The following is a 22,367-nucleotide window of genomic DNA, read 5'->3' on the forward strand; positions in this document are numbered from 1 at the left end:
TTACTTATCCGATGCCGGCGTGAGAATAACCCCCTCACGTGGTTCCCGCAGAAGAATGCTTTTTTCATTGATCAGCGCCTTCAGGGGTTCGTTTGCCAGGGTATCTAGCAGACGGTATTTCAACTGGAAGGTTTTGGTCTGGTTATTTGGCCGTACCCATTTCATGATCTTACAATGGCAGTTGGCATTTTCCGGCGTATTGGTGATCTCTTCCAGCGAACCGCCCCGACCCTGCTTGATAAACACATTTCGGATACCGATCATATCATTGCCATCACCCATGTCGAAGCTCCAGGTGGTGGCAATGCTGGTCAGGTAGCCCTTGCCTTTGTCCAGGCGCAACAGAGCATGAATGGGCGACTCGACGGCACCGCTCTTGTTCTTCACCCGTGAGTAGATAGATACCAGTGCCGGAGCTTCGAATTGCATGTAACCGATATGATCAATATTGGCCCCGTGCCGATAAAAGATGAAATAGCCATCCTTGTAGGTGACTTCAACGAGGTTATTCGCTACCTGGTGAAATCGATTAGGGTCGTTTACCCGTGCCTGGGGCGCTCCCGTATAGTACAGCCAAATACCCGACAGGCTGTCGATCTCGGCCTGGGTGGGCTGGTAGGGTAGAATATTCAGGTCGTGGCGGATGGTGGCCCACTCCTTCCGGTCGGCCATCCAGCGAACGGTGATCGCTCCAAGTAGGGCCAGACAAATGAGCAAGCCAGTCAGCCATACCCGTTGCTTTTTCCTAAAGGTCGCATTTAATTGATGCGTCGTGGCTTCTTTTTCCTCCTGGCAAGTGGCCAGTTGCTGCCGAAGCGCTTCCTGCTCATCCAGCCGCATTGCTACCGATGCATCAACCCCTTCGATAAGGTTGGGGTCCTGTGGATGCTCCGCAAACCCTTTGCGGCCAACGCCATACAGATAAATGTAACAGGCGTCGATCAGAAACGACCGGGGATTGGCGACGAGTTGGTGGTAGGCATCTTTTACCTGAACACCAGTTATATCATACTTCCGATGTGGATACTCAACCTGTTTCGGATTCGGATCGGGCAGATATGAATCGTGCACAAGTTGCTGAGCCGTTTCTGACAGTTTGTTACTTATCGAACTAAGCAATCGAGCAATGTCCTCGTAATTTTTTGGATTGGTATTCCGCGTAATCCGCTGACCCATCGAGCGCTCATACGTGTCTATGACTTTTTCAAGTAAGTACCCAATCTCCTCCTTACCTGTCTTTATTTTCATCTAATTCGCTAACTTCTAGTGATTTAGGAAATTTCCGTACGCTTACTAAAATTTCCTAAAGATACAGCTTCATTTAATAAGCCTGATATCGGCATCCCCATACACTGAATACGCCGTTCAAATCGCGGGCATCTCTATATTTGGCCGACTCTTTATTTTGTACAAAAGAATACACCTAAAGGGCAATGCCGAATAACTCCCTTTCGAGGGTGGTGGCTCAATGCTAGTCGGCAACAGCTTTGAATAAATAGTAATAACGTCAAATCATTTAGTTCCTATGCCTGCTTTGAAACAAACGCTAACTGCCTGGTCATTACTATTTTTCTTTTTTGCTTTTTGTCTAACCTTTTCAAGCCAAGGGGCCAAAGTCGATTCGCTGGATGTACCCAGCACCCTGATGAACAAGAACCTGCGGGCGGTGGTCGTTTTACCCGATTCCTATGCATCTGCCGGTAAAAACAAAACGACCTATCCAGTGCTCTACCTCCTTCACGGCGGTTTTGGCCACTTCAACGACTGGATTACGAAAACGCCCGACAAAACCCTGATACACCGGCTTGCCGACCAGTATAACCTCATTGTTGTGATGCCGGAAGGCGAAGTATTCAGCTATTACGTGAATAGCCCCGTTATCCAGGATAGTCAGTTTGAAACCTACCTGACAAAAGAGGTTATCGACAAGATTGACAAGACGTACCGCACCATCCGCATGCCCAAAGGCCGGGTTATAACGGGCCTGTCGATGGGGGGCTATGGCGCGCTGTACCTGGCGACACGGCATCCCGATCTGTATTGTGCGGCTGGCAGCATGAGCGGGGCACTGAATCTGGATATGAACGCCTGGAAACTCCCACCCGATGCCACCAAAGGCATCAAAGCTGAGTTTGAAAAAATCCTGGGACCATTCAGCCAGTCGCCCGACGGCTGGGCGTCCTATTCGGTGGTGGGCATGGCTGACAAAATGAAAACGAACGGGCTGAAACTGGTCATCGACTGTGGTGTGGATGATTTTCTGATCGAACCCAACCGGGAGTTACACCGTCGGCTGGTGTTCAACCAGACGCCCCACGATTACAGCGAACGGCCCGGTGGCCATAGCTGGGAGTTCTGGCAGAACGCCCTCCCCTATCAGGTGCAGTTTTTCAGCAAAGTGCTGAATGAAAACTGAATTGTTACTTCTCTGCCCAAATACCCTTCACTCTATTTCTCAACTCCTGCAATCAAAACCATCTATGCGTATTAAAACAACCCTTTCGTCCCTGCTTGTTATTTTGTTACCCTTGCTGGCAGTTGGTCAGACCAAAACCGAAGCGGCCGACCCCATTGTGGCTGGCAAAGGTATTGCTACCGTACCTACTACATCCGGTTCGGTTCGGGGATATATTCACAACGGCACATTTACGTTCAAAGGTATTCCCTACGCCAAAGCCGACCGTTTCATGGCACCTACGAAACCCGATTCCTGGACGGGCGTTCGCTCATCGATGACCTATGGGCCGGTTTGCCCAATGGACGTGACCACGACCACCTACGATGAGATTGAATTTCCTTTTCAACACAATTGGGGCTACACCAACGAGAACTGCCTGAGCCTGAACGTATGGACGCCTGAAATCAACAGTAAAAAAAGCCGCCCCGTTATGGTATGGCTACACGGAGGTGGATTTACGGCCGGTTCATCAGTTGAACTACCGTCGTACGACGGCGAAAACCTGACCAAAAAAGGGGACGTGGTTGTCGTTACGGTCAATCACCGCTTAAACGTGCTTGGTTATCTGGACTTGTCGGCTTATGGCGATAAGTATAAAAACTCCGCCAATGCGGGGCTTATGGATTTAGTATCGGCCTTGCAGTGGGTGCAGCAGAATATCGCCCAGTTTGGGGGTGATCCCGGAAACGTAACCATCTTCGGCCAGTCGGGCGGGGGCGGCAAAGTGACCAGTCTGATGAATGCCCCTTCGGCCAAAGGCCTGTTTCACAAAGCCATTGTGCAGAGTGGTAGCTACATCACCCGCTTCGCCGAAACCGATCTGACCAGAAAGGTAAGTGCTGCCTTACTCAATGAACTGAATCTACAGGCCAATCAGATCGACTCCCTGCAAAAAATATCATACGATCGGCTGAATGCGGCCAGCAAGAAAGCGATTCGTAAAGTAGCCGACCAGTTAAAAGCTGATGGAAAATCAATTGACGGACTAGGCTGGGGGCCTGTTCATGATGGAAGCTTTTTGCCGAATCAACCTAACGAACCAGCCGCAATAGCCTTGTCAAAAACGATTCCGCTACTCGTAGGATCGACCAAGAATGAATTCACCCCCTTCAATCCCAGCACCCGTGGCCTGACGATGGAAGGGGCTAAAACTAACCTCCAGAAAAAGTACGCCGATAAAGCCGATGCGTATATGGCAGCGGTGAAAAAGGCGTATCCCGAAACGGTTAAACCGTCTGATTACACTGACATCGACGTCAACTTTCGGCCGTTAACGATTCAGCAGGCCAATGCAAAAGCTATACCGGGGGCCGCTCCTGTGTATATGTATCTGTTTACCTGGCAGTCGCCAGTGCTGGATGGCATCTACAAATCCATGCATTGTATGGAAATCCCCTTTGTGTTCGATAACATCGACCGCTGCGAAGAAATGACGGGGGGAGGTAAAGCTGCTCATACGCTGGCCGACAAGATGAGCCGGGCCTGGATTTCCTTTGCCAGAACGGGCAATCCGAACCATAAAGGTTTACCAACCTGGCCTGCTTACACGCCTGAAAATGGGTCTACCATGATTCTCGACAATACCAATCAGGTAAAAAGCCATCCCGATAAAGAGCTGTTGCAAATTGCTACGGGAAAGTCGTTGTAAAATTTTTAACAGGATTAACAGGATGTCCACTGGCTAAAAAAACCTGTTAATTCTGTTGATCATAATCTTTCTCACCTATACACATCATGCTCGCTTTACTTGGCTTTGCCACCATTGCCGTTTTTCTGGTGCTGATTATCACCAAACGATTATCTGTCATTACGGCGCTGGTGCTGGTGCCGGTCATCATGGGTTTTCTGGCGGGGTTCAGCCCGAAAGAGTTGGGCGAGATGATTCTGGCGGGTATCAAGCAGGTGGCCCCCACGGGTATTCTGCTCATGTTCGCCGTGCTGTATTTCGGGACGATGCTCGATGTCGGCCTGTTCGACCCGATTATTGCGGCCATTATCCGTTTCGTGAAAGGTGACCCGCTGAAGGTTATTCTGGGAACGGCGGTACTGACGATGATCGTCCACCTCGACGGCGACGGCACGGCTACATTCATGATCGTGATGTCGGCTTTTCTGCCCATTTACAAACAGTTGGGCATCAACCGGCTGATCCTGACGGGCATCGTCGCGCTGAGCGTAGGGCCGATGCACCTGGTGCCCTGGTCCGGCACCTCGGCGCGGGCCATCTCGACGCTGAAAACTGATGCCACGCAGTTATTCAACCCCAATATCCCGGCCATAATAGCCGGTATTGGCTGGGTGCTTTTGGTTGCTTACTGGTTCGGTCTGAAGGAACGAAAACGTCTCGGCGTCAGTGACCTGAAGTATGTGCATCAGGAAAGTCTCACCGACGAGCAGCGACAGTTTCGCCGTCCGCGCCTGTTCTGGGTTAATGCCATGCTGACCATTGGCCTCATAACGACCCTCATGAAAGGCTGGGTGCCGGCGCCGGCCTTGTTCGTTTCGGCGGCTATTGTGGCCCTGTGGATCAACTACCCTCGTTTGCCCGACCAGCAGAAAGTGCTCCGCAGCCACGGCAACAATATTTTTTTGGTGTCGAGTATGATTTTTGCGGCAGGCGTTTTTTCCGGCATCCTGACCGGGGGCAAGATGATCGACGCGATGGCAACGGCCGTCGTTTCACTGATTCCTCAGCAACATGCGGCCTGGTTACCCACACTGACGGCCATCACCAGTATGCCCGCGAGTCTGCTCTTCACCCCCGATGCTTATTATTTCGGCGTTGTTCCTATCCTGAGCCAGACCGCCACGCAGTTCGGCATCGACCCGCTTGAAATTGGACGAGCCGCGTTGCTTGGCCAGATGACAGTTGGCTTTCCGGTTAGTCCACTCACGGCCTCGACTTTCCTGCTGGTTGGTCTGGCCGACGTGGATTTAGGTGATCATCAGAAATTTATTCTTAAATGGGCTTTCGGTACAACCGTCGTCATGACGCTGGCAGCTCTGTTAACCGGCTCTATTCATTTATGAAACCATCAATCCGAATTGGGTGCGGAGCTGGCTTCTCCGGCGATCGGCTCGAACCTGCTCTGGTGCTGGTTCAGCAGGGCGAGTTAGCTTATCTGGTGCTGGAATGTCTGGCAGAACGCACCATTGCGCTGGCGCAGAAACGGAAACGGCAGGATGCCACGCTGGGCTACGACCCCCTGCTGGAACGCCGAATTGAAACGTTGTTACCGCACTTACTGGAAAAGAAGGTTCGCCTGATTACCAACATGGGCGCTGCCAATCCGCTGGCGGCAGCCCAAAAAATTGTCGACATCGCCCAACGCTTATCGCTCTCGGTAACGGTAGCGGCTGTTACCGGCGACGATGTGTTCAGCCTGATTTCGGGCAGCGAAACGGCCCTGGAAACGAGCAAACCCCTGTCCGATTCGGGGCCACTGGTGTCGGCCAATGCCTACATGGGTATCGATGCCATTTTACCGGCACTGGCTACGGATGCCGATATTATCATTACGGGCCGCGTGGCCGATCCGTCGCTGTTTCTGGCCCCGTTGGTGCATGCCTTCGGCTGGTCACTAGAGGATTTTGACCAATTAGGACAAGGTACCGTCGTCGGGCATTTACTGGAGTGCGCCGGTCAGCTTACGGGTGGGTACTTCGCTGATCCTGGCCGCAAAGATGTTCCCGACATGGCGCATCTGGGCCACCCTTTCGCCGATGTGTCGGCGGATGGCACGGCTATTTTCGGTAAAGTGGCCGGTACAGGTGGCGTGTTGAGTTTAGCCACTGCCAAAGAGCAGCTGCTCTACGAAGTGATGGACCCCAGCCGCTACATCACCCCCGACGTGGTGGCCGATTTCACGCAGGTACGATTGACAGCGACAGGTCCCAATCAGGTCCGGGCCTCGGGCGCTCGTGGGCAGGCCCGCCCCGATACCCTAAAAGTCAGTGTGGGCTACGAAGCCGGCTTTATTGGTGAAGGCGAAATTTCGTATGCGGGTTCGAATGCCCTCAACCGGGCTAAACTGGCCGGAGCCATCATCCAGGAGCGGCTACAGGACCGGTTCTCCGACCTGCGCATCGACTACATCGGCAGTACATCGGTGCATCGAACCAATTTTGGCCATTTCCCGGACCCTTACGAAATTCGGCTGCGGGTGGCAGGAAAAGCCCAAACGGCGCAACAGGCGGCATTGGTCGGCGAAGAAGTTGAAGCCCTTTACACCAACGGCCCCGCGGGTGGGGGCGGTGCCCGTAAATATATCCACGAACTGGTGGGCATCGTCTCGACGCTCATCAACCGAAACCAACTAACGCCACAGGTAACGCTCTTTCACGCATGACCATCAAGCTCTACGACATTGCCCACAGCCGGGCGGGCGACAAAGGCAATACGCTGACGCTCTCGCTCATTCCCTATACCGCCGAAGATTATCCGTTGCTGTGTGCTCAGGTAACCGCCGAGGCCGTCAAACAGCACCTGGCCGAGATTGTATCGGGCGAGATCACGCGCTACGAATTACCCAACCTGCCCGCACTGCAGTTCGTTTGTCAGCAGGCATTGACCGGTGGCGTAACGACCTCGCTCACGATGGACACGCACGGCAAAAGTCTGAGCTATGCGCTGCTGGAAATGTGCATACAAAGCTGACCGTGGATTGGCAAGTGAGCGTACGTTTTACAAAGAATGCGCTACAGGCAAACGCGGAAGATAAACTCAGCTTATGGTACGAACAAGTTAGTCCGGCTAACAAACCCAAGTTAGTAAAGATCAAATCGAAAGAATAGTAGTTAAAAATACCCAGCGCCGGTGGATCATTGACTACAGATTTTTCAACTACTTCGGTGGCCCTTTTCTTATAGGCTGTCAGGCGAGAAGTTTGGGGTACAAGCCGCAGTTGATTCTCTCCTTTCCGGGCTTGCTTCGGTATTGTATATGAACATCTCCACCACTCTTTTCAGATCCTACTAACACGCAGGTAACCACCGGTATCTATTAATGTAGAGACACTTAATCGCGTTTCAGCGCGCTCAAATTCGCCCGCTAACTCTGTGGTAAATTAGCCAAAATAGGACCGTTACCTTACTTATTTACGTATCGTCATACATCTATTCCACTAAATATCTTAATGCCACGAAGCAATTCATTTACGTGTGCATATCGATGAGTCAGGATCAACAAAAGAACTGGATGATGGTAGTGGAAGATCAGGTAGACGCCTGGTTATTGTTAAAAGGCGCCTTAAGGCGAACGTTACCGCATGTACTGACGGTCGATGCCAGTAATGGCCCAACGGCGCTGAGTTACCTGCATGGTTGTCTGGTAGAACGTCGGCCGTTACCTCGTATGATCCTGATGGATTTATACATGCCTGCTCTGGAAGATGGACTGAAGTTGCTTCATACTCTTAAAGAACCGGCTTCTGCCTACAGCCATTTACCCGTTGTTGTAATGAGTTCGTCAACGGACCCCCACGATCGCCAGCATGTAACCCAGCGCGGAAGCAGTTACCTCACTAAGCCGCTTTCCTATTCGGACTGGGACTCCTTTCTGGCCAGTATAGATCATCATTGGAACGAAAGCTTAACTATTCCACCCGTTTGATTGGCCAGTGCACAACGCCATGAGCAACAGCGACAGCATGGATACTAGGGGTGAAACAACAACTGACTAATGAGCCAGACAGCGCGTATAGTATTCCGACGAGACCCTATTTTTATCACAAAACCTTCCATTAGAGTGTAAGAGGAGCACAAAGATTTTAATCTATTGCCTGAGAGGATTGTTACATTAGTAATCGATTATTATCTCCCTTACACATATGAAAAGCAATAATGAACAAGTAAAAATCAAAGCTAATTTCAATCTGGCAAAAGTGCTTGTTGTTGATGATAGCGACGATCATTGGCATCTGATCCAGAAAGCCTTGAAAACATGCCTTCCAGAGGTGGTATCGGTTCGAGCATCCACTCCGGAACAGGCACTTACAATGCTGAAGGAGTGGGAAACACAGGAGTGGGAATTACCTAAGCAGATTTTACTGGACCTGTATATACCCGACCGGAAAGATGGCTGGAGAATACTTAAGCAGATCAAAGCCATGCCCGCTCCGCTGAACCAGATCCCAATTGTCATGCTGAGCTCATCTACAGACAATTATGATATTCTGGATGCTTATCAGCTTGGTGTTTCGTCGTATCTTGTGAAGCCCGGCAGCTATGAAGAATGGCTGGCTTACTTCCAGGAATTACGGGCTTACTGGTGGGAAACCACTACATTACCCCCTTTGCAGTTTACCCTGTAAGCAAATACATAGTACCAACCGGCCTGTTTATAGGCAAAACTAACTACTTCTCTATCGGTCATCTTCACACCCGATAATTATGGAGTAAGGCAACGGTAACCAATGAGTAGAGCCGTTGCCTTACTCACTACAACCACCGTTGGCCACAGGCATTTATCGAAAGCCGGCCGTATGACCTGCAAGCTGACATCACGCTCCTGAATCAACTCTACGAACAAGACCGGCTGGGACCCAGCACAGCCGCTATTGTTAATACCTGCGTTAAAAAATGGATTCCCTACACACGACTCGACACCGATTTGACCGTTTTATTAGGCTATGGCATTGCCCAAAAACGTATACAGACTGCCGTTAGAGGTACTGGTAGAACAGTTTGTGCAGGCGTACGACTTCCGCCTGCTGGTGATCGACTATAAACTCTGCGCCGTAGCGCAACGGATACCCACCCGCGTCATTGGCGATGGCTCTTCCACAATCAGCCAGCTTATCGATGCCATGAACAGCGCCCCCCGGCGGGGCGACAGACACGTGAATCTGTTAACCAGAATAAGCATCGATGAAGCTACGCTGGCTATTCTGACTGAGCACAATCTGACGCCGGAATCCTGCTGCTCGCCGGGAAAGAGCTCTATCTGAAGAAAACGGCCAATTTAAGTACGGGCGGTACTTCTATCGATATGTACCAAAAACTCGTGATTGACCAGCAGCTTAAATTGAAGATCTGCGACAAACTCGATCAGGCCAATATCAACGAGCGCGTCCTATTTCCCGGGTTGGATGGTCTGAGCCAGTGGTTGCGCCGTCAGTATGCGCAGGTAGATTGTCATCAGCCCATCGACGATTATCAGAACAGGTTTACAAGACACTAAGCAAGAAGATAAGTAAAAATATACTGGGCTACACCCAACCACAACGTATGCTGTCCGTAAAAGATATTACCATTGTTATCGTTACCCGAAACCGCGTCGAAACCTTACTCTGGACATTGGGTAAACTGACCGCCCTACCCCACAATCCGCCCATTATTGTGGTGGACAATGCGTCTACCGATGGCACTCCCGACCGCGTAAAAGCAACTTTCCCGATGGTCACGGTGCTGTCTCTCGACCAGAATAAGTGGTGTGCCGCCCGTAATGACGGGGTTGAACTGGCGCAAACCTGCCTGGTCGCTTTCTGCGATGACGACTCGTTCTGGCAACCAGCCGCGCTGGGACGGGCAGCCACCTGTTTCAGCAAATATCCACACCTGGGTGTTCTGGCTGGCAAAATTCTCATTGGCGATCAGGAAGAAGTCGACTCGGTATGCGATGCCATGCAGAACAGCCCCATCATGGACCCTCGTCCGCTACCCGGCCCGGCAGTGCTGGGGTTTGTTTGCTGTGCCGCCGTGGTTCGGAAAGAAGCGTACCTGAGCATTGGCGGCTTCGATCACCGGTTTGCCATTGCGGGTGAAGAACGGATGTTTTCGGTCGACATGCGAACCAAAGGGTGGAGTCTGGCCTATGCCGAAGATGTAGTGGCCCATCATTACCCATCTCAACTGCGTAACCTGGCCCAGCGCACCCGGCACATCACCCGCGACACGCTCTGGTACTACTGGTTGCGTCGACCGGCCTATTATGCCATGCGGCACACCATGCTTATTCTCAAACAAATACGAAAAGACAGCAACGTGCGGCAGGGTTTTCTGGAAGCGATAAAAGCGGCTCCTGACATTCTGCTTGACCGGCAGGTTGTGCCTCCGCCCGTAGAGGATCAGATTCTGCGCATCGAAAGTTTTTATTGAGAGCCATAACCGCCCCTAGCCGGTTACTCAACCGAATTACTGACCAAAGGCTCGGAAGTATGGTAGATTTTGGCGTCGGGCGTCTGCCACCAACCCGGTCCGGGCGGCACTAAGGACTCTATCGGTTCACCAGCGGTCAGGCGTTTCAGCATGGTTACTATCTCAGTAGGTTCTGGCATGCCGCTGCTGACGTTGAATACCCCCGGCTCGTGTCGATTTTCCCGCCGGGTCAGGAGGCAATGCCAGTCATACATGCCCATGATGGCCCAGACCGATACGGCCCGGACATCGGCACCGGCATCCTGAGCCTGCTGCGCCTGCTGCCAGAGTTCGCCCAGCCACCGCATCTGCTCTTCGGGCCGATCGCCCAGATGGGCCTCTGTCACGACTATGGGCAATGCATACCGCTGCCACGCTTCCTGTAGCAAGCTGGCTAAGCCGGTGCGCTGCTCCGGAGCGGCCCGTACCACCTCCGTATCAGCATAGCGATGATAACCATTACCGCCGTGTAGATGAGGTGGATAGTGATGGATACGGTGATCTATATACCGCTCGCTGGTAACATAGTGGTTAACGCCTATAACCGACGGCGGGCACGCATGCTCGACCAGATAGCCTAAATCGGCTTCGGATGCACCCGACTCCCGCAAATACGCCCACAGTGGATGGTGGGGTGTTACATGTCCGCAGAGCAAATCCCAGCCCAGCCATCGACGTTCGTTCTCCAGTTCGGCCTGGTAGCTGAGGAGCGGAGTACTGTGGGTCTTTCCCAGATCATCGGTCTGAATAAGTTGGGCATTGGGCTGCACGGTCCTGATTTCGGCCATAACCCGGATGGTAGCCCGGCACTCGCGCAGCAATAGATCGACGAATAGCTCGTTCGACCGGCCGTGCGGATACCAGAGTCCGTACAATCCTCCGAAACGGGCGGTTGTCAGCGGTTCGTTAATGGGGGTGTAAGCATCTATCCAGGGGTACCGTTCGGCCACCTGACGGGCAAAGCGGGCCAGCCCGTCTTCAAAAGCCGGTTCGTCGTACGTAGCATATCGGGGTCCACAGCCATGGTGAACCAGCCCGACAATCGGCCGGATGCCTAATTGTCGCAGCCGGTTGAGCCGTTCATCGGGCCACGACCAGTCCGGTTGATCGGGGTGATCGGGTGCTGTACGTTCCCACAAAATTGGGTAGCGCAGCGCACGAATACCTAAGTCGGCGATCAAATCCAGATCGCTCAGCCGATCATGGTGCCCACTGCGTACGATCTGATCCTGATACACGTCACCTACCCGGTTAACGGTACATTCCAGCCCCCCCCATAAGGCTAATTTGTTTTGTAAAGGTTTATTCAGCGTTTCCCGAATTGACTTTTGATTGCTCATCGGCTATTGGCCAGCGGCTGCTCGCTAGAGCCTACTGCCTACCCCTTGGTTCTATTCATTAAACACTAGTTTGCCTATATACGTTTGTTCACACTCAAGTCTTGTTAGGCAATGGCCTACTAATTCACCAGTACCTGTATTCTCGGGATGCTCTCTGTTCAGTCCGGTACCGCACCTTGCCGTGGTTTTAAGAACAGGTTGCAAAACCAGTCGAGTATATCCGTTACGCGTTGCCGCCGGATACAGTCTCCGGTCCCATTTCATTTGAGCCTGCGGCATCATCCTCGTCATCGTCCTCCAGATCGCGCATTGTATCGAAATTCTCATCGGCTCCAGCCGTATCGATTACATGCCCCCCCTCATCGACACCACCCCCGTCGACTGGAAAATAAGCTCTGATTTGTGTTCGCATAGTCTTTTTGGTTATCAGAATACCTTTATTGTTCTATTCTCACCCATAGCGTACAAGAAAGCCCGCCTTTTAGCCAACGTCCCCCGTCCGCATCACTCGCAGGTGGCGAGTGATGCGGACGGGGGACGTTGGCTGACATCCATTGCTCTATTTTTCTGGCGGAGTGCTGGTTGACGACGAAGAGTTACTACCATTCTGGCTACTGCTGTTCCGCTTCGCTTTCCGGCCGCTTCGACCCTGGCTTTGAGACGAGCCCTGTGTGGTTGAACCAGACTGGGTAGAGACCGAGCTGCTGCCCTGGTTACTGGTGCCGTATGTGCTCGAACCGCTACCCGTTGTACCGCTACCACTAGTACCTGTTCCCATTGTTGAACCGCTGCCGGTGGTACCCGTACCCATCGTTGAGCCACTGGTGCCCGACGTACCAGAGCCCGTTGTTGATCCACTGGTACCGCTGGTACCCGACGTTCCACTTGTTCCTGATGTCCCCGAACCCGTATTGGTGGTCGTGCCATTCGATGAACTGCTGCCCGAATTCGTTGTCTGCGCCTGTGCGCTAAAGGCGGCTACTGTCAGTAACATAGCCCCCATCATTACGATCTTTTTCATTGTTCAATAGATTTATAACGTTGTTGATTAACCAGGGACTTAACGTCTGACAGGAGAAGAGGGGATAGCACGAAAGGGACATAAATGAGGTAACGGTAACCGTATTTTTAAAAGCCTGCCGACTGCACCAAATCCTAACAAAGTGAACGATGATACGCCTTCCTTTTACGGGCACTTCTGTTTCAAGAGCTAACGTTCTTCTGCTTCCATGATTAAAAAATTGGTGGTCTGCTTACCGGTCTGTTTGCGCTGGTGATTGGCTGGTTAATCTGGAAAAGCCCCGGCAAAACCAGTCCTATTCTGGCGTCTACCGGCCTGTCCAAAGCCGGTAGTATTGCCCGGCTGGAAGCCTTGACCATTAATAGCACTACGCAGTGGCTACTCATGCGCGGAGTTGACAGCACCAAGCCCATTCTGCTGTTTTTGCATGGCGGACCGGGCCTACCCGAAACATCGCTGCTTACGGACCATGAACTGGAGAAAAAATTTATTGTCGTAAAGTGGGAGCAGCGCGGGGCAGGTAAATCTTATTCGGCCGATGTTTTCGACCGTTCATTTACCGTATTGACATTTGTTAACGATGCTGTGGCCGTAAGTCAGTGGCTCACCCGCCGATTCCGCCAACCCAAAATTTACCTGATGGCCCACTCATGGGGTACGTTCCTGGGTGTTCTAATCGTACAAAAACGTCCTGACCTTTTTAAGGCCTATTTCAGTATCAGCCAGATTAGCCGGTTACTTCGAAGCCGTGCGGGCGCCCCGCAAACGCCTGTTTACCTTTCGAAATTCGGCCCATAGCCCGATTTTTGAAGAACCTGATCTGTTTCGTCGGTGCCTCGATAGTGCTCTAATCGACGAACAAGCGAAAAGTAAAGGGTTGTAAGCCGTATAGAACAAACCGTTTGTTCATCAACACACACAAAATCAACCATATCCTCAAAATTTCTCGGCAAGGCAGGACCGTTGCCTTACTTTTTTGGGAATCTCCAGGGCCACATTGCGCCTTTTGCGTGTTATATGTATAGTGTGTTTGTAAGCCAGCGGCTAGTGAAGTATCCATCCATCGACATGCCAGTAACATCTGCCCGTCGCTTGGTTTGTTTATCCGAACAAAGCTACTCATTTTTGTACCTGCCTCTACAACCTCTACTTTATTGAACCAGTACCATTTCGATAGGCTTATCGACCGACTTTTTTTGTCATTGGTATAGGTAGACAATAATCAACTTTCACGTTTCAGCTTGTCTGACAAACAGCAGCCAGGTAAGCCATTTTAAGTAAAGGGTGCCCGGTTGCTTTACGGTATGTTTCACTTAACGCTTTACGTTTATACTATATGCATTTCGATTATGTCATTGTTGGTGCTGGCTTTGCCGGTAGTGTGTTGGCCGAACGCCTGGCAACGCAGGCTGACAAAAAAATCCTGATTATTGACAAGCGCCCGCACATCGGTGGCAATGCGTACGATTGCCTGAATGAAGATGGCATCCTGATTCACCAGTATGGGCCGCATATTTTCCACACCAACTCTCCTGAAGTTGTCACCTATTTGTCGCAGTTTACCGAGTGGCGCCCTTACGAACACCGCGTACTGGCTTCTGTAGATGGTCAGCTTCTGCCAATTCCGATTAATCTGGATACCGTTAATAAATTATATGGGTTCTCATTTACATCCGAAGAACTGGCCGACTATTTTGCGTCGGTAGGCGAACCCGTTAAGGACATTAAAACCTCCGAAGACGTCGTTGTCAGTCAGGTAGGACGCGACTTATACGAGAAATTTTTTCGGGGATATACCCGCAAGCAGTGGGGAGTCGATCCATCCGAACTCGACAAGATGGTTACGTCGCGCATCCCTACCCGAACCAATCAGGACGACCGCTATTTTACGGACCAGTTTCAGTGCATGCCTTTACACGGCTATACTAAGATGTTCGAAAAAATGGTGGAGCACCCCAACATTCAGTTGATGCTCGGTACCGATTTCAAACAGGTGAAAGATGAGCTTTCGTACGATGAACTGATTTATACCGGTCCTGTCGACGAATACTTCGACTTCTGTTTTGGCAAACTTCCGTACCGGTCTCTGCGCTTCGATCACCAAACGATCGACGTGGAAGATTACCAGCCCGTTTCGGTGGTCAACTACCCCAACGATCATGCCTATACCCGTATTACGGAGTATAAAAAGCTAACCGGACAGGAGCACCCAAAAACAAGCATCACGTTTGAGTATCCGCAGGACGAAGGCGACCCGTATTACCCGGTGCCAAGACCCGAAAATGCGGCCCTCTACCGGCAGTATAAACAGTTGGCCGACGAGCAGAAATCCGTGCATTTTGTCGGACGGCTGGGTACCTACCGTTATTATAATATGGATCAGGTAGTAGCTCAGGCGCTTACATTGTACAAGAAACTGGTTGGTGCCGATTCGTTGCAAGAAGCAATAAACTCCTAATCTGGTGGAGTAGAAAGCAATAAAGGGGTGGAGTGGTCAGATAGGCTTACTCCATCCCTTTTTTTTAACCTTTACTCCGCTACACAAAGGCCTGTACTAACCCGCGCAGTTGCTTAAGCTGTTTGGCATAACTGGGTTCTTTGGGCAGCACAAGTTCGTAGCCCAGCTCAGCGCATTTTACTTCATCGACCGGCTTGTGTGCATCGGTCATGATAACAACCGGTATAGTTTGCCAGACCGGCGATTGCGCTAACCAGGAGAGAACCACATAACCTTTACGCGCAGCCATATTCCAATCCATTACGATTAATACAGGTTTCGGATAAATATCCTGCTTAAGGGCATCCAGCAAATCGCCTTTTCGCGTGAAAAAGTAAAGGATGGCTACCGGACACACGTCCGCAAATGCCTGCCGGTAAAAATAGAACTCATCATCCGAGTCAGTAGCGATAAAAATAACCAGTCCTCGTTCTGCCCACGTGTCCATCTACATATCGATAAGTCCTATCTCTTCACTTGAAACTGACAGGATCTAGCATACTTCATAAAACAAACCCAATAAATGATATTATGTACATCTTGAAATTTGTTTTACTAATTAGATTAATCAATAACCTTTTATAGCACCAGAAAGAGATTAAATTCAACGATAGTAAATATAATTAAGATATAAGTTTACGACTTATCACCGAAAACTGTAAGAAATCGTCTATTCATCGAAATTTGTCATCTTCAACCAACATTTACACACAAATTAGTGTCATAATAAAAAATAAATAAACCATTGTTCAGTAAATAAGCACTTTTCAATCAATATTACTTACTGAAGTTCGCTGCATCCATGAAAATACAACTTAACGACGAAGAATTAATCAGACAACAGCTTAGCACGAACCCTACGGCCTGCTTTGAAGCGCTTTACAACCGGTACGTGGGCAAAGTCTACAACCGGTGCCTGTCGATAACAAAAGATACCGAAAAAGCAGAAGACTTTACGCACGACATTTTCATCCGAACGTTCGCGCGTCTGGATCGCTTCCAGGAACGGTCGACTTTCTCCACCTGGTTATACTCAATTGCCTATAACTATTGCATGGACCAAATCAAATTATCCAATCGGCTGACAGTAAAGCCATTAGAAGACGACATGGCTTATCAGTTTGTGGATACGAATGAGTCGGACCATCTCGAAGAACGGGCCTATTACCTGGCCAAAGCCTTGAGCAGAGTAGCACCCGACGACGTTAAACTTCTGCAAATGAAGTACCAGCAGGGGCTGGATATCAATCAGATTGCCAAAGAACTGGATCTGAATGTAAGTGCGGTAAAAATGCGGCTGAAACGTTCGCGTGAAAAAGTTCGGGGTCTATACCTCAAAACCGCATATTAAGGCCAATCAGGCTAATAAAATACCATACATTTCAGGATTTTGGGCTTCTCCTGAACAACTGTCAGACACGATAGTTGCTTAGGTACAGGAAGCGTTATAGCAACTACACCGACAGGGTACTTCCTGGCCGGTGCAGTTTTGCTGTTAGCACTCTCCAGATAACCAAATACAACCAAATCTTCTACTCCTGCTAGGTATGGCAACAATTGCTTTGCATGGTTTTGGCCGCATTGGTCGGCAATTCCTCCGCGTTGGATTGAAAAACAACTTGTTCGTTCCCGTTTCTATTTCCGACATCCGGGACGAACCTACACTGGCCGCTCTCTTTGCCGTCGATACAAACTACGGACGCTGGCACGAACCCGTTTCCGGAAGCGAGGGCCAGTTAAGCATTGGTGATCGAACGATTCCCTACATAAACTCGTCTAAAGACATACCAGACTGGGCCGCACTGGGTGTCGATCTCGTCATTGACTGCACTGGTCGCGCCACTACCCGGGCGGGAGCGCAGGCCCACATCGATAAAGGGGCTAAGTACGTACTCATCAGTGCCCCCAGCAAATCACTGGCCGACTGCGACGCGGTCTTGCTGAAGGGTATTAACCTCGACACCTTCGATCCGGCCAATCATCATATTGTCAGCATGGGCAGCTGCACCACCAATGCGCTGGCGGCTGTGGTAAAGGTTATCCGCGAAAATTTCGGTATTCAGTACGGCCTCTTCTCAACCGTACACTCCTACACCAACACCCAATCGCTGACGGATCAGCCTATGAAAGACCGGCGCGATTCATGGGCCGCGGCCGAAAATATTATTCCGTCGTCGTCAGGCGCGGCCCGTACCTTACAGTTTATCTGGAGCGATCTAAAAATTACTGGTAAAGCCTACCGGGTACCAACGCGTACCGGCAGCATTGCCGAACTAAACCTGATTACCGAGAAAGATTGCACGGTTCAGGAGGTTAACGACGCCTTTCGCAAAGCAGCCGCAGAAGGCCCGTTGAAAGGCGTGATGGACACGCTGGAAGACGAATGGTCGTCGGCCCGCATCGTTGCCGATCCGCACTCGTCCATTATCGACTTGCCTTTAACGGCTAAAGAAGGAAATCTGCTGTCAGTAGCAGCCTGGTATGATAATGAGTGGGGTTTTGCCAACCGGCTGGCCGAAGTCGCGGCTTTTATGGCCGAACGAATTTAATCAGGGAGCGTCGCCTTGCTGTACCTAATTGCTGTTTAGCTACTGAAACCCGAAGCTATTCGGCCTCCTACCGGTAATTAAGGCTATTGACGTAAATCAGTTGTTACCAGGTGGTATCAGGTCAGAAGGCCAAACACTACCTGGTAACAACTTAAACTATATCGGTCAGAGACCGAAGAAAAATACCCTGGGTATTATTTAACAGCTGGCATGCGGTTCTGCAAACGCGAGAGGGTAATTTGGGGCAGCCGGGGTAATACCAACCGGGCAAAGTACTCCGCTTCGGCCATGAGCGGATATCCGGAGAAGATAAAAGCCCGAATGCCCATATCCATGTAGCGGTTGATTTTGTCGACGATCTGATCGGCGCTGCCTACCAGTGCCCCACCCGCCCCCGAGCGAGCTTTGCCAATATCGGTCCAGAGCAACGGCTCCACATACCCATCGGTGTCGGCGGCTTCACGCAGGGCGTTCTGCCGTTTTACCCCCAGCGACCACGAACTTTGCGAGGCCTGTTTCATGGCCACCCCGCGCACCGGGTCGAATTTCGACATAATGTGCCGGGACCAGGCGCGGGCTTCGGCTTCTGTTTCCCGAACAATAACGTGAATCCGCAAGCCAAAATCAACCTGTCTGCCATACTGTGCCGCCCGCTCCGATACATCCTGCATGTTGGCATATAAAAGTTCTTCCGTTTCGGGCCACATCAAAAACACATCGCAGTAACGGGCGCATACATCTCGTGCGCCGTCCGACGTACCGCCAAAATACAGCAGTGGTCCGCCATTTTGCTGATACGGCCTGACCGGGCCGGTTGCCAGACTGATTTTTCCGTAAACGGGCCCGTCGTGTTCGATACGATCACTCGTCCAGGCCTGTTTTAAAATCTGAATGGTTTCGGCGCATCGCTGGTACCGAAAATCGGCGTCTTCTCGGTAACCGGGCAAATCGGAGTTGATGATATTGATTGTGAGCCGTCCTTGAAGCATATGGTCGAGAGAGGCCAGCGACCGGGCCAGCATTGGCGGATGCATTTCACCACATCGAATAGCCGTAAGCAGGTTGATGTGGTGAAGGTCGGGGGCCACACCGGCCGCAAAGGGAATCACCTCCTGCCCGATCATGTACGACGTGGGTAACAACAAGTTATTGAAGCCAAACCGCTCGGCCGTCAACGCAATGTTCCGACAATGGTCGAATGTACTGTTTGCTGGTTCGCGAACGCTGATAAATTCGGTATCTTCTCCGCAGAGGTCAGAAAACCAGGCCACTTCACAAGCCCGGTCTGTTGTTCGGGTCGAAATGGTTGAAATAGGTTGGGAAAGCATGTTCTGGTAACGAAAATCGGGTAATCCGGATTTTAAGATAGCATTTATTTCGTACTTTGTCTGCTTAATAAATTCCTTCATGACCACACGTTTTCCTTTACTGCTATCCTTCCTGTGCCTCTCATCTGCCGGGGTAGCGTACGCACAAACCAGACTCGTTGAGAAAGTGGCCCGGCAGGGTAACGAACTCGTTATTCCCTACGAGAAATACGTTCTGCCCAATGGCTTGACCCTGATTGTTCACGAAGACCATTCCGATCCCATCGTTCATGTCGACGTCACGTACCACGTAGGCTCGGCCCGTGAAGAAATCGGGAAATCGGGTTTTGCCCACTTCTTCGAGCACATGATGTTTCAGGGCTCCGACCACGTGGCCGACGATGAGCATTTCAAGATCGTGACCGAATCGGGCGGAACGCTCAACGGATCGACCAACCGCGACCGCACGAACTATTATGAAACGCTCCCCAGCAACCAGCTCGAACGGGCACTCTGGCTCGAAGCCGACCGCATGGGCTTTCTGCTGGATGCCGTTACACAGAAGAAATTCGAGATTCAGCGGGCTACCGTTAAAAACGAACGTGGCCAGAATTACGACAACCGGCCTTATGGACTGGCTGGTGAGTACGTAGCCAAAAATTTGTATGCGTATGGCCATCCCTACTCATGGCTCACCATCGGCTACATCGAAGACCTGAACCGGGTCAATGTAAACGACCTAAAAAACTTCTTCCTGCGGTGGTACGGCCCCAACAATGCCGTGCTGACGATTGGGGGCGATGTAACCGCCAAACAAGTGGTGGCTCTGACAGAAAAGTACTTCGGTTCCATTCCGCGTGGTCCGGAAGTAACAAAAACGCAGGTGCCCACACCCGTAGTAGACAAGGATCGGTACGTTTCGTACGAAGACAACGTGCGATTCCCCATGCTACAACTGGTATTTCCGACGGTACCGAACTACCACCCGGACGAAGCGCCCCTCGATGCGCTGGCCGAGATCCTGGGCGGTGGTAAAAACTCGCTTTTCTACAAAAATCTGGTAAAAACACAACTGGCCGTGCAGGCGAATGCCTCGCACCCCGCCACAGAACTGGCCGGGCAGCTGGCCATGGTCGTCCTGCCCTTTCCGGGCAAGAGTCTGGACAGTACAGAAGCCGTCGTTCGCCGGACACTGGCCGAATTTGAACGCCGGGGTGCCACCGACGATGACATTGCGCAGTTCAGAGCCACCCGCGAAGCCGACCTGATCAACGGCCTGTCGAGTGTATCCGGTAAAGTGTCGCAGTTGGCAGCTTTCCAGACCTATCTCGGCAACCCGAACTACCTGCCGCAGGAGCTGAAACGCTACAAGAGTGTGACAAAGGCCGATGTAATGCGCGTATACAACCAGTACATTAAAGGCAAAAACGCGGTAATCCTGACGGTATACCCCAAAGGAAAACCCGAAATTGTAGCGAAGCCCGATAACTATACGGTGTCGACGGCTAACTACAAGGCACCAGACTACGGCTATAACGGACTGGCCTACACCAAACCCAAAGATAGTTTCGACCGAGCGGCTAAACCCGGTCCCGGCCCTAATCCGGCGCTGAAAGTCCCTCCTTTCTGGAACGACAAACTACCCAACGGAATCAAGGTAATTGGTGCTCGCAACGACGAAATTCCGGCGATAACGATGCTGTTCACCATTAAAGGCGGGCATTTACTGGAAACCAATGATCCATCGAAGGCCGGGGTGGCGCAGCTGACCGCTTCGCTGATGAACGAAGCCACGCAGAACTATACCAACGAGCAGCTCAATACAAAACTCGAAAAGCTGGGCAGCAATATCGACATCCGGGCCAATACCGAAGAAATTACCATCTCCGTCGAAGCCTTGATAAAGAACCTGGATTCGACACTGGCTTTGGTTGAAGAGAAATTGCTGCGGCCCAAATTTGCTCAGGACGATTTCGACCGATTGAAGAAGCAACAGCTCGAACTGATCAGTAACCAGAGTACCCAACCGGTTGTGATTGCCAATAAAGCCTACAGCAAACTGTTATATGGCTCTGCCAACATCCGGTCGGTGCCCTTGAGCGGAACGACCAAGACCGTTGAAACCATCACCCTGGACGATGTGAAGGCTTTCTACAAAAATTACTTCTCGCCATCGGTGACAAATATGGTGGTCGTAGGCGATATTGAGCAGGCGGCTATCATGCCTAAGCTGGCGTTTTTATCGAAGTGGGCGGCTAAACCGGTAAAAATACCGACGACACCGGCCCCTAAAAAAATCGACAAAACCCGCCTTTATCTAATCGACAAAGAACAGGCGGCTCAGTCCGAAATTCGTATCGGGTACCTCACGAATATGCCTTACGATGCTACCGGCGATTACTACAAGGCCGCATTAGCCAACTACATGCTGGGGGGAGCCTTCAGCAGCCGCATCAACATGAACCTGCGCGAAGACAAAGGTTATACTTACGGGGCTCGCTCTGGTTTTTCAAGTACCAACACCCCCGGCCCCTTTACGGCGCAGGCGGGTGTGAAAGCAGCAGCAACAGACAGTTCGGTGATTGAATTTGTAAAAGAGATCACTAACTACGCCAAGTCGGGCATTACAGAACAGGAACTGGCCTTTGTAAAAAGCTCGCTGGGACAGAGTGATGCCCTTCGCTACGAGACGTCGCTCCAGAAAGCATTCTTCCTTAGCCGGATCATCGAATACAACCTGCCCCGCAACTATGTAGAGCAGCAGAGCGAAATTCTCCGAAAGATTACTAAAGCCGAAATCGACGCGGTTGCCAAAAAGCAGCTACCTATCAATAACATGATTATAACGGTAGTTGGTAACAAGCAATTGATCAAACCCGGCCTGGAAAAACTGGGCTACGAACTGGTTGAGCTGGATAAAGAAGGCAACGTCCTGGGCTCATCAACCACCCCGGCCGACGTACCAGCGGGCGGTGCCCCGGCTAAAATGTCTTCAGGCAAAAAGAATTAGGAAACTGTTTTCTGTTTTTACGATAAAGGGCGTACCACGGTTGCAACTG

General features: G+C 51.1%; 21 protein-coding genes. 15 read left to right on the plus strand and 6 right to left on the minus strand.

Annotated elements, in window-relative coordinates; translation table 11 throughout:
* The gene (locus NT073_RS31990) at positions 1-1,248 is read right to left on the minus strand and encodes a hypothetical protein (RefSeq protein WP_297382228.1); all 1,248 of its coding nucleotides are present in this window, start codon (positions 1,246-1,248) and stop codon (positions 1-3) included.
* Positions 1,249-1,525: 277 nt separating this feature from the next.
* Here NT073_RS31990 and NT073_RS31995 point away from each other — a divergent pair, with 277 nt between their 5' ends.
* The 10 genes from NT073_RS31995 to NT073_RS32040 all read left to right on the plus strand — a co-directional run bounded on the left by NT073_RS31995 (position 1,526) and on the right by NT073_RS32040 (position 10,555).
* A complete protein-coding gene (locus NT073_RS31995) occupies positions 1,526-2,416 on the plus strand; it encodes an alpha/beta hydrolase family protein (protein WP_297382230.1) in 891 nt (296 codons plus the stop codon).
* Between the two features lie 64 nt (positions 2,417-2,480).
* Positions 2,481-4,106, plus strand: a complete 1,626-nt coding sequence (locus NT073_RS32000) for a carboxylesterase/lipase family protein (RefSeq protein ID WP_297382232.1) — start codon at positions 2,481-2,483, stop codon at positions 4,104-4,106.
* Between the two features lie 86 nt (positions 4,107-4,192).
* Entirely contained in the window at positions 4,193-5,488 is a 1,296-nt protein-coding gene (locus tag NT073_RS32005; protein ID WP_297382234.1) for a citrate:proton symporter, read from the plus strand.
* Entirely contained in the window at positions 5,485-6,807 is a 1,323-nt protein-coding gene (locus NT073_RS32010; protein WP_297382236.1) for an acyclic terpene utilization AtuA family protein, read from the plus strand. Before NT073_RS32005 ends, NT073_RS32010 begins: the two co-directional genes overlap by 4 nt.
* Positions 6,804-7,115 carry a hypothetical protein gene (locus NT073_RS32015; protein WP_297382237.1) on the plus strand — a complete coding sequence of 104 codons (312 nt, stop codon included), beginning with the start codon at positions 6,804-6,806 and terminating at the stop codon, positions 7,113-7,115. The genes NT073_RS32010 and NT073_RS32015 overlap by 4 nt, the downstream gene beginning before the upstream one ends.
* 513 nt (positions 7,116-7,628) lie before the next feature.
* Positions 7,629-8,069, plus strand: a complete 441-nt coding sequence (locus NT073_RS32020; RefSeq protein ID WP_297382239.1) for a response regulator — start codon at positions 7,629-7,631, stop codon at positions 8,067-8,069.
* Between the two features lie 217 nt (positions 8,070-8,286).
* The gene (locus NT073_RS32025; protein ID WP_297382241.1) at positions 8,287-8,769 is read left to right on the plus strand and encodes a response regulator; all 483 of its coding nucleotides are present in this window, start codon (positions 8,287-8,289) and stop codon (positions 8,767-8,769) included.
* A gap of 318 nt (positions 8,770-9,087) precedes the next feature.
* Positions 9,088-9,405 (plus strand): hypothetical protein, encoded by a 318-nt coding sequence (locus tag NT073_RS32030; RefSeq protein ID WP_297382243.1) that lies wholly within the window; start codon positions 9,088-9,090, stop codon positions 9,403-9,405.
* Positions 9,406-9,446: 41 nt separating this feature from the next.
* A complete protein-coding gene (locus NT073_RS32035; protein ID WP_297382245.1) occupies positions 9,447-9,638 on the plus strand; it encodes a hypothetical protein in 192 nt (63 codons plus the stop codon).
* A gap of 47 nt (positions 9,639-9,685) precedes the next feature.
* Positions 9,686-10,555 carry a glycosyltransferase gene (locus NT073_RS32040; RefSeq protein ID WP_297382247.1) on the plus strand — a complete coding sequence of 290 codons (870 nt, stop codon included), beginning with the start codon at positions 9,686-9,688 and terminating at the stop codon, positions 10,553-10,555.
* A 23-nt stretch (positions 10,556-10,578) separates the two neighbouring features.
* Here the strand turns inward: NT073_RS32040 and NT073_RS32045 are convergent, their stop codons facing one another.
* From NT073_RS32045 to NT073_RS32055, 3 genes are all read right to left on the minus strand, one after another.
* Complete coding sequence (locus NT073_RS32045) at positions 10,579-11,934, minus strand: family 1 glycosylhydrolase (RefSeq protein ID WP_297382249.1); 1,356 nt, start codon at positions 11,932-11,934, stop codon at positions 10,579-10,581.
* Between the two features lie 223 nt (positions 11,935-12,157).
* Positions 12,158-12,346: a hypothetical protein gene (locus NT073_RS32050; protein WP_297382251.1), complete on the minus strand. Its 189-nt coding sequence runs from the start codon at positions 12,344-12,346 to the stop codon at positions 12,158-12,160.
* Between the two features lie 147 nt (positions 12,347-12,493).
* Positions 12,494-12,955 carry a hypothetical protein gene (locus NT073_RS32055; RefSeq protein ID WP_297382252.1) on the minus strand — a complete coding sequence of 154 codons (462 nt, stop codon included), beginning with the start codon at positions 12,953-12,955 and terminating at the stop codon, positions 12,494-12,496.
* 252 nt (positions 12,956-13,207) lie between these two features.
* Between NT073_RS32055 and NT073_RS32060 the strand changes: the two genes are divergently transcribed.
* Positions 13,208-13,753: an alpha/beta fold hydrolase gene (locus NT073_RS32060; RefSeq protein WP_297382253.1), complete on the plus strand. Its 546-nt coding sequence runs from the start codon at positions 13,208-13,210 to the stop codon at positions 13,751-13,753.
* Between the two features lie 538 nt (positions 13,754-14,291).
* Complete coding sequence (gene glf / locus NT073_RS32065; RefSeq protein ID WP_297382255.1) at positions 14,292-15,413, plus strand: UDP-galactopyranose mutase; 1,122 nt, start codon at positions 14,292-14,294, stop codon at positions 15,411-15,413.
* 79 nt (positions 15,414-15,492) lie between these two features.
* Here the strand turns inward: glf and NT073_RS32070 are convergent, their stop codons facing one another.
* Positions 15,493-15,900, minus strand: coding sequence for a response regulator (locus NT073_RS32070; protein ID WP_297382256.1), 408 nt, complete (start codon positions 15,898-15,900; stop codon positions 15,493-15,495).
* 354 nt (positions 15,901-16,254) lie between these two features.
* On the opposite strand from NT073_RS32070, the gene NT073_RS32075 reads away from it, so the two are divergent.
* Positions 16,255-16,803, plus strand: a complete 549-nt coding sequence (locus tag NT073_RS32075) for a sigma-70 family RNA polymerase sigma factor (protein WP_297382257.1) — start codon at positions 16,255-16,257, stop codon at positions 16,801-16,803.
* A 196-nt stretch (positions 16,804-16,999) separates the two neighbouring features.
* Positions 17,000-18,001 carry a glyceraldehyde 3-phosphate dehydrogenase NAD-binding domain-containing protein gene (locus NT073_RS32080; protein ID WP_297382259.1) on the plus strand — a complete coding sequence of 334 codons (1,002 nt, stop codon included), beginning with the start codon at positions 17,000-17,002 and terminating at the stop codon, positions 17,999-18,001.
* 194 nt (positions 18,002-18,195) lie between these two features.
* Here the strand turns inward: NT073_RS32080 and NT073_RS32085 are convergent, their stop codons facing one another.
* Positions 18,196-19,410 carry an LLM class flavin-dependent oxidoreductase gene (locus NT073_RS32085; RefSeq protein ID WP_297382261.1) on the minus strand — a complete coding sequence of 405 codons (1,215 nt, stop codon included), beginning with the start codon at positions 19,408-19,410 and terminating at the stop codon, positions 18,196-18,198.
* On the opposite strand from NT073_RS32085, the gene NT073_RS32090 reads away from it, so the two are divergent.
* On the plus strand, positions 19,409-22,318 hold the full coding sequence (locus NT073_RS32090; RefSeq protein WP_297382262.1) for a pitrilysin family protein: 2,910 nt from the start codon (positions 19,409-19,411) through the stop codon (positions 22,316-22,318). The genes NT073_RS32085 and NT073_RS32090 overlap by 2 nt on opposite strands.
* The last annotated feature ends 49 nt before the right edge of the window (positions 22,319-22,367 follow it).

The organism is Spirosoma sp. (assembly GCF_026391055.1).
In the GTDB taxonomy this organism is placed as follows: Bacteria; Bacteroidota; Bacteroidia; order Cytophagales; family Spirosomataceae; genus Spirosoma.

Excerpts from the sequence above, each read along its gene's own strand:
- NT073_RS32045 (WP_297382249.1), bottom strand. The coding sequence starts at position 11,934 with ATGAGCAATCAAAAGTCAATTCGGGAAACGCTGAATAAACCTTTACAA.
- NT073_RS32090 (WP_297382262.1), top strand. The coding sequence starts at position 19,409 with ATGACCACACGTTTTCCTTTACTGCTATCCTTCCTGTGCCTCTCATCT.
- NT073_RS32020 (WP_297382239.1), top strand. The coding sequence starts at position 7,629 with ATGAGTCAGGATCAACAAAAGAACTGGATGATGGTAGTGGAAGATCAG.
- NT073_RS31995 (WP_297382230.1), top strand. The coding sequence starts at position 1,526 with ATGCCTGCTTTGAAACAAACGCTAACTGCCTGGTCATTACTATTTTTC.
- NT073_RS32030 (WP_297382243.1), top strand. The coding sequence starts at position 9,088 with ATGGCATTGCCCAAAAACGTATACAGACTGCCGTTAGAGGTACTGGTA.
- NT073_RS32010 (WP_297382236.1), top strand. The coding sequence starts at position 5,485 with ATGAAACCATCAATCCGAATTGGGTGCGGAGCTGGCTTCTCCGGCGAT.
- NT073_RS32070 (WP_297382256.1), bottom strand. The coding sequence starts at position 15,900 with ATGGACACGTGGGCAGAACGAGGACTGGTTATTTTTATCGCTACTGAC.
- NT073_RS32050 (WP_297382251.1), bottom strand. The coding sequence starts at position 12,346 with ATGCGAACACAAATCAGAGCTTATTTTCCAGTCGACGGGGGTGGTGTC.
- NT073_RS31990 (WP_297382228.1), bottom strand. The coding sequence starts at position 1,248 with ATGAAAATAAAGACAGGTAAGGAGGAGATTGGGTACTTACTTGAAAAA.
- NT073_RS32055 (WP_297382252.1), bottom strand. The coding sequence starts at position 12,955 with ATGAAAAAGATCGTAATGATGGGGGCTATGTTACTGACAGTAGCCGCC.
- NT073_RS32075 (WP_297382257.1), top strand. The coding sequence starts at position 16,255 with ATGAAAATACAACTTAACGACGAAGAATTAATCAGACAACAGCTTAGC.
- NT073_RS32025 (WP_297382241.1), top strand. The coding sequence starts at position 8,287 with ATGAAAAGCAATAATGAACAAGTAAAAATCAAAGCTAATTTCAATCTG.
- NT073_RS32005 (WP_297382234.1), top strand. The coding sequence starts at position 4,193 with ATGCTCGCTTTACTTGGCTTTGCCACCATTGCCGTTTTTCTGGTGCTG.
- NT073_RS32080 (WP_297382259.1), top strand. The coding sequence starts at position 17,000 with ATGGCAACAATTGCTTTGCATGGTTTTGGCCGCATTGGTCGGCAATTC.
- glf (WP_297382255.1), top strand. The coding sequence starts at position 14,292 with ATGCATTTCGATTATGTCATTGTTGGTGCTGGCTTTGCCGGTAGTGTG.
- NT073_RS32035 (WP_297382245.1), top strand. The coding sequence starts at position 9,447 with ATGTACCAAAAACTCGTGATTGACCAGCAGCTTAAATTGAAGATCTGC.
- NT073_RS32000 (WP_297382232.1), top strand. The coding sequence starts at position 2,481 with ATGCGTATTAAAACAACCCTTTCGTCCCTGCTTGTTATTTTGTTACCC.
- NT073_RS32015 (WP_297382237.1), top strand. The coding sequence starts at position 6,804 with ATGACCATCAAGCTCTACGACATTGCCCACAGCCGGGCGGGCGACAAA.
- NT073_RS32085 (WP_297382261.1), bottom strand. The coding sequence starts at position 19,410 with ATGAAGGAATTTATTAAGCAGACAAAGTACGAAATAAATGCTATCTTA.
- NT073_RS32040 (WP_297382247.1), top strand. The coding sequence starts at position 9,686 with ATGCTGTCCGTAAAAGATATTACCATTGTTATCGTTACCCGAAACCGC.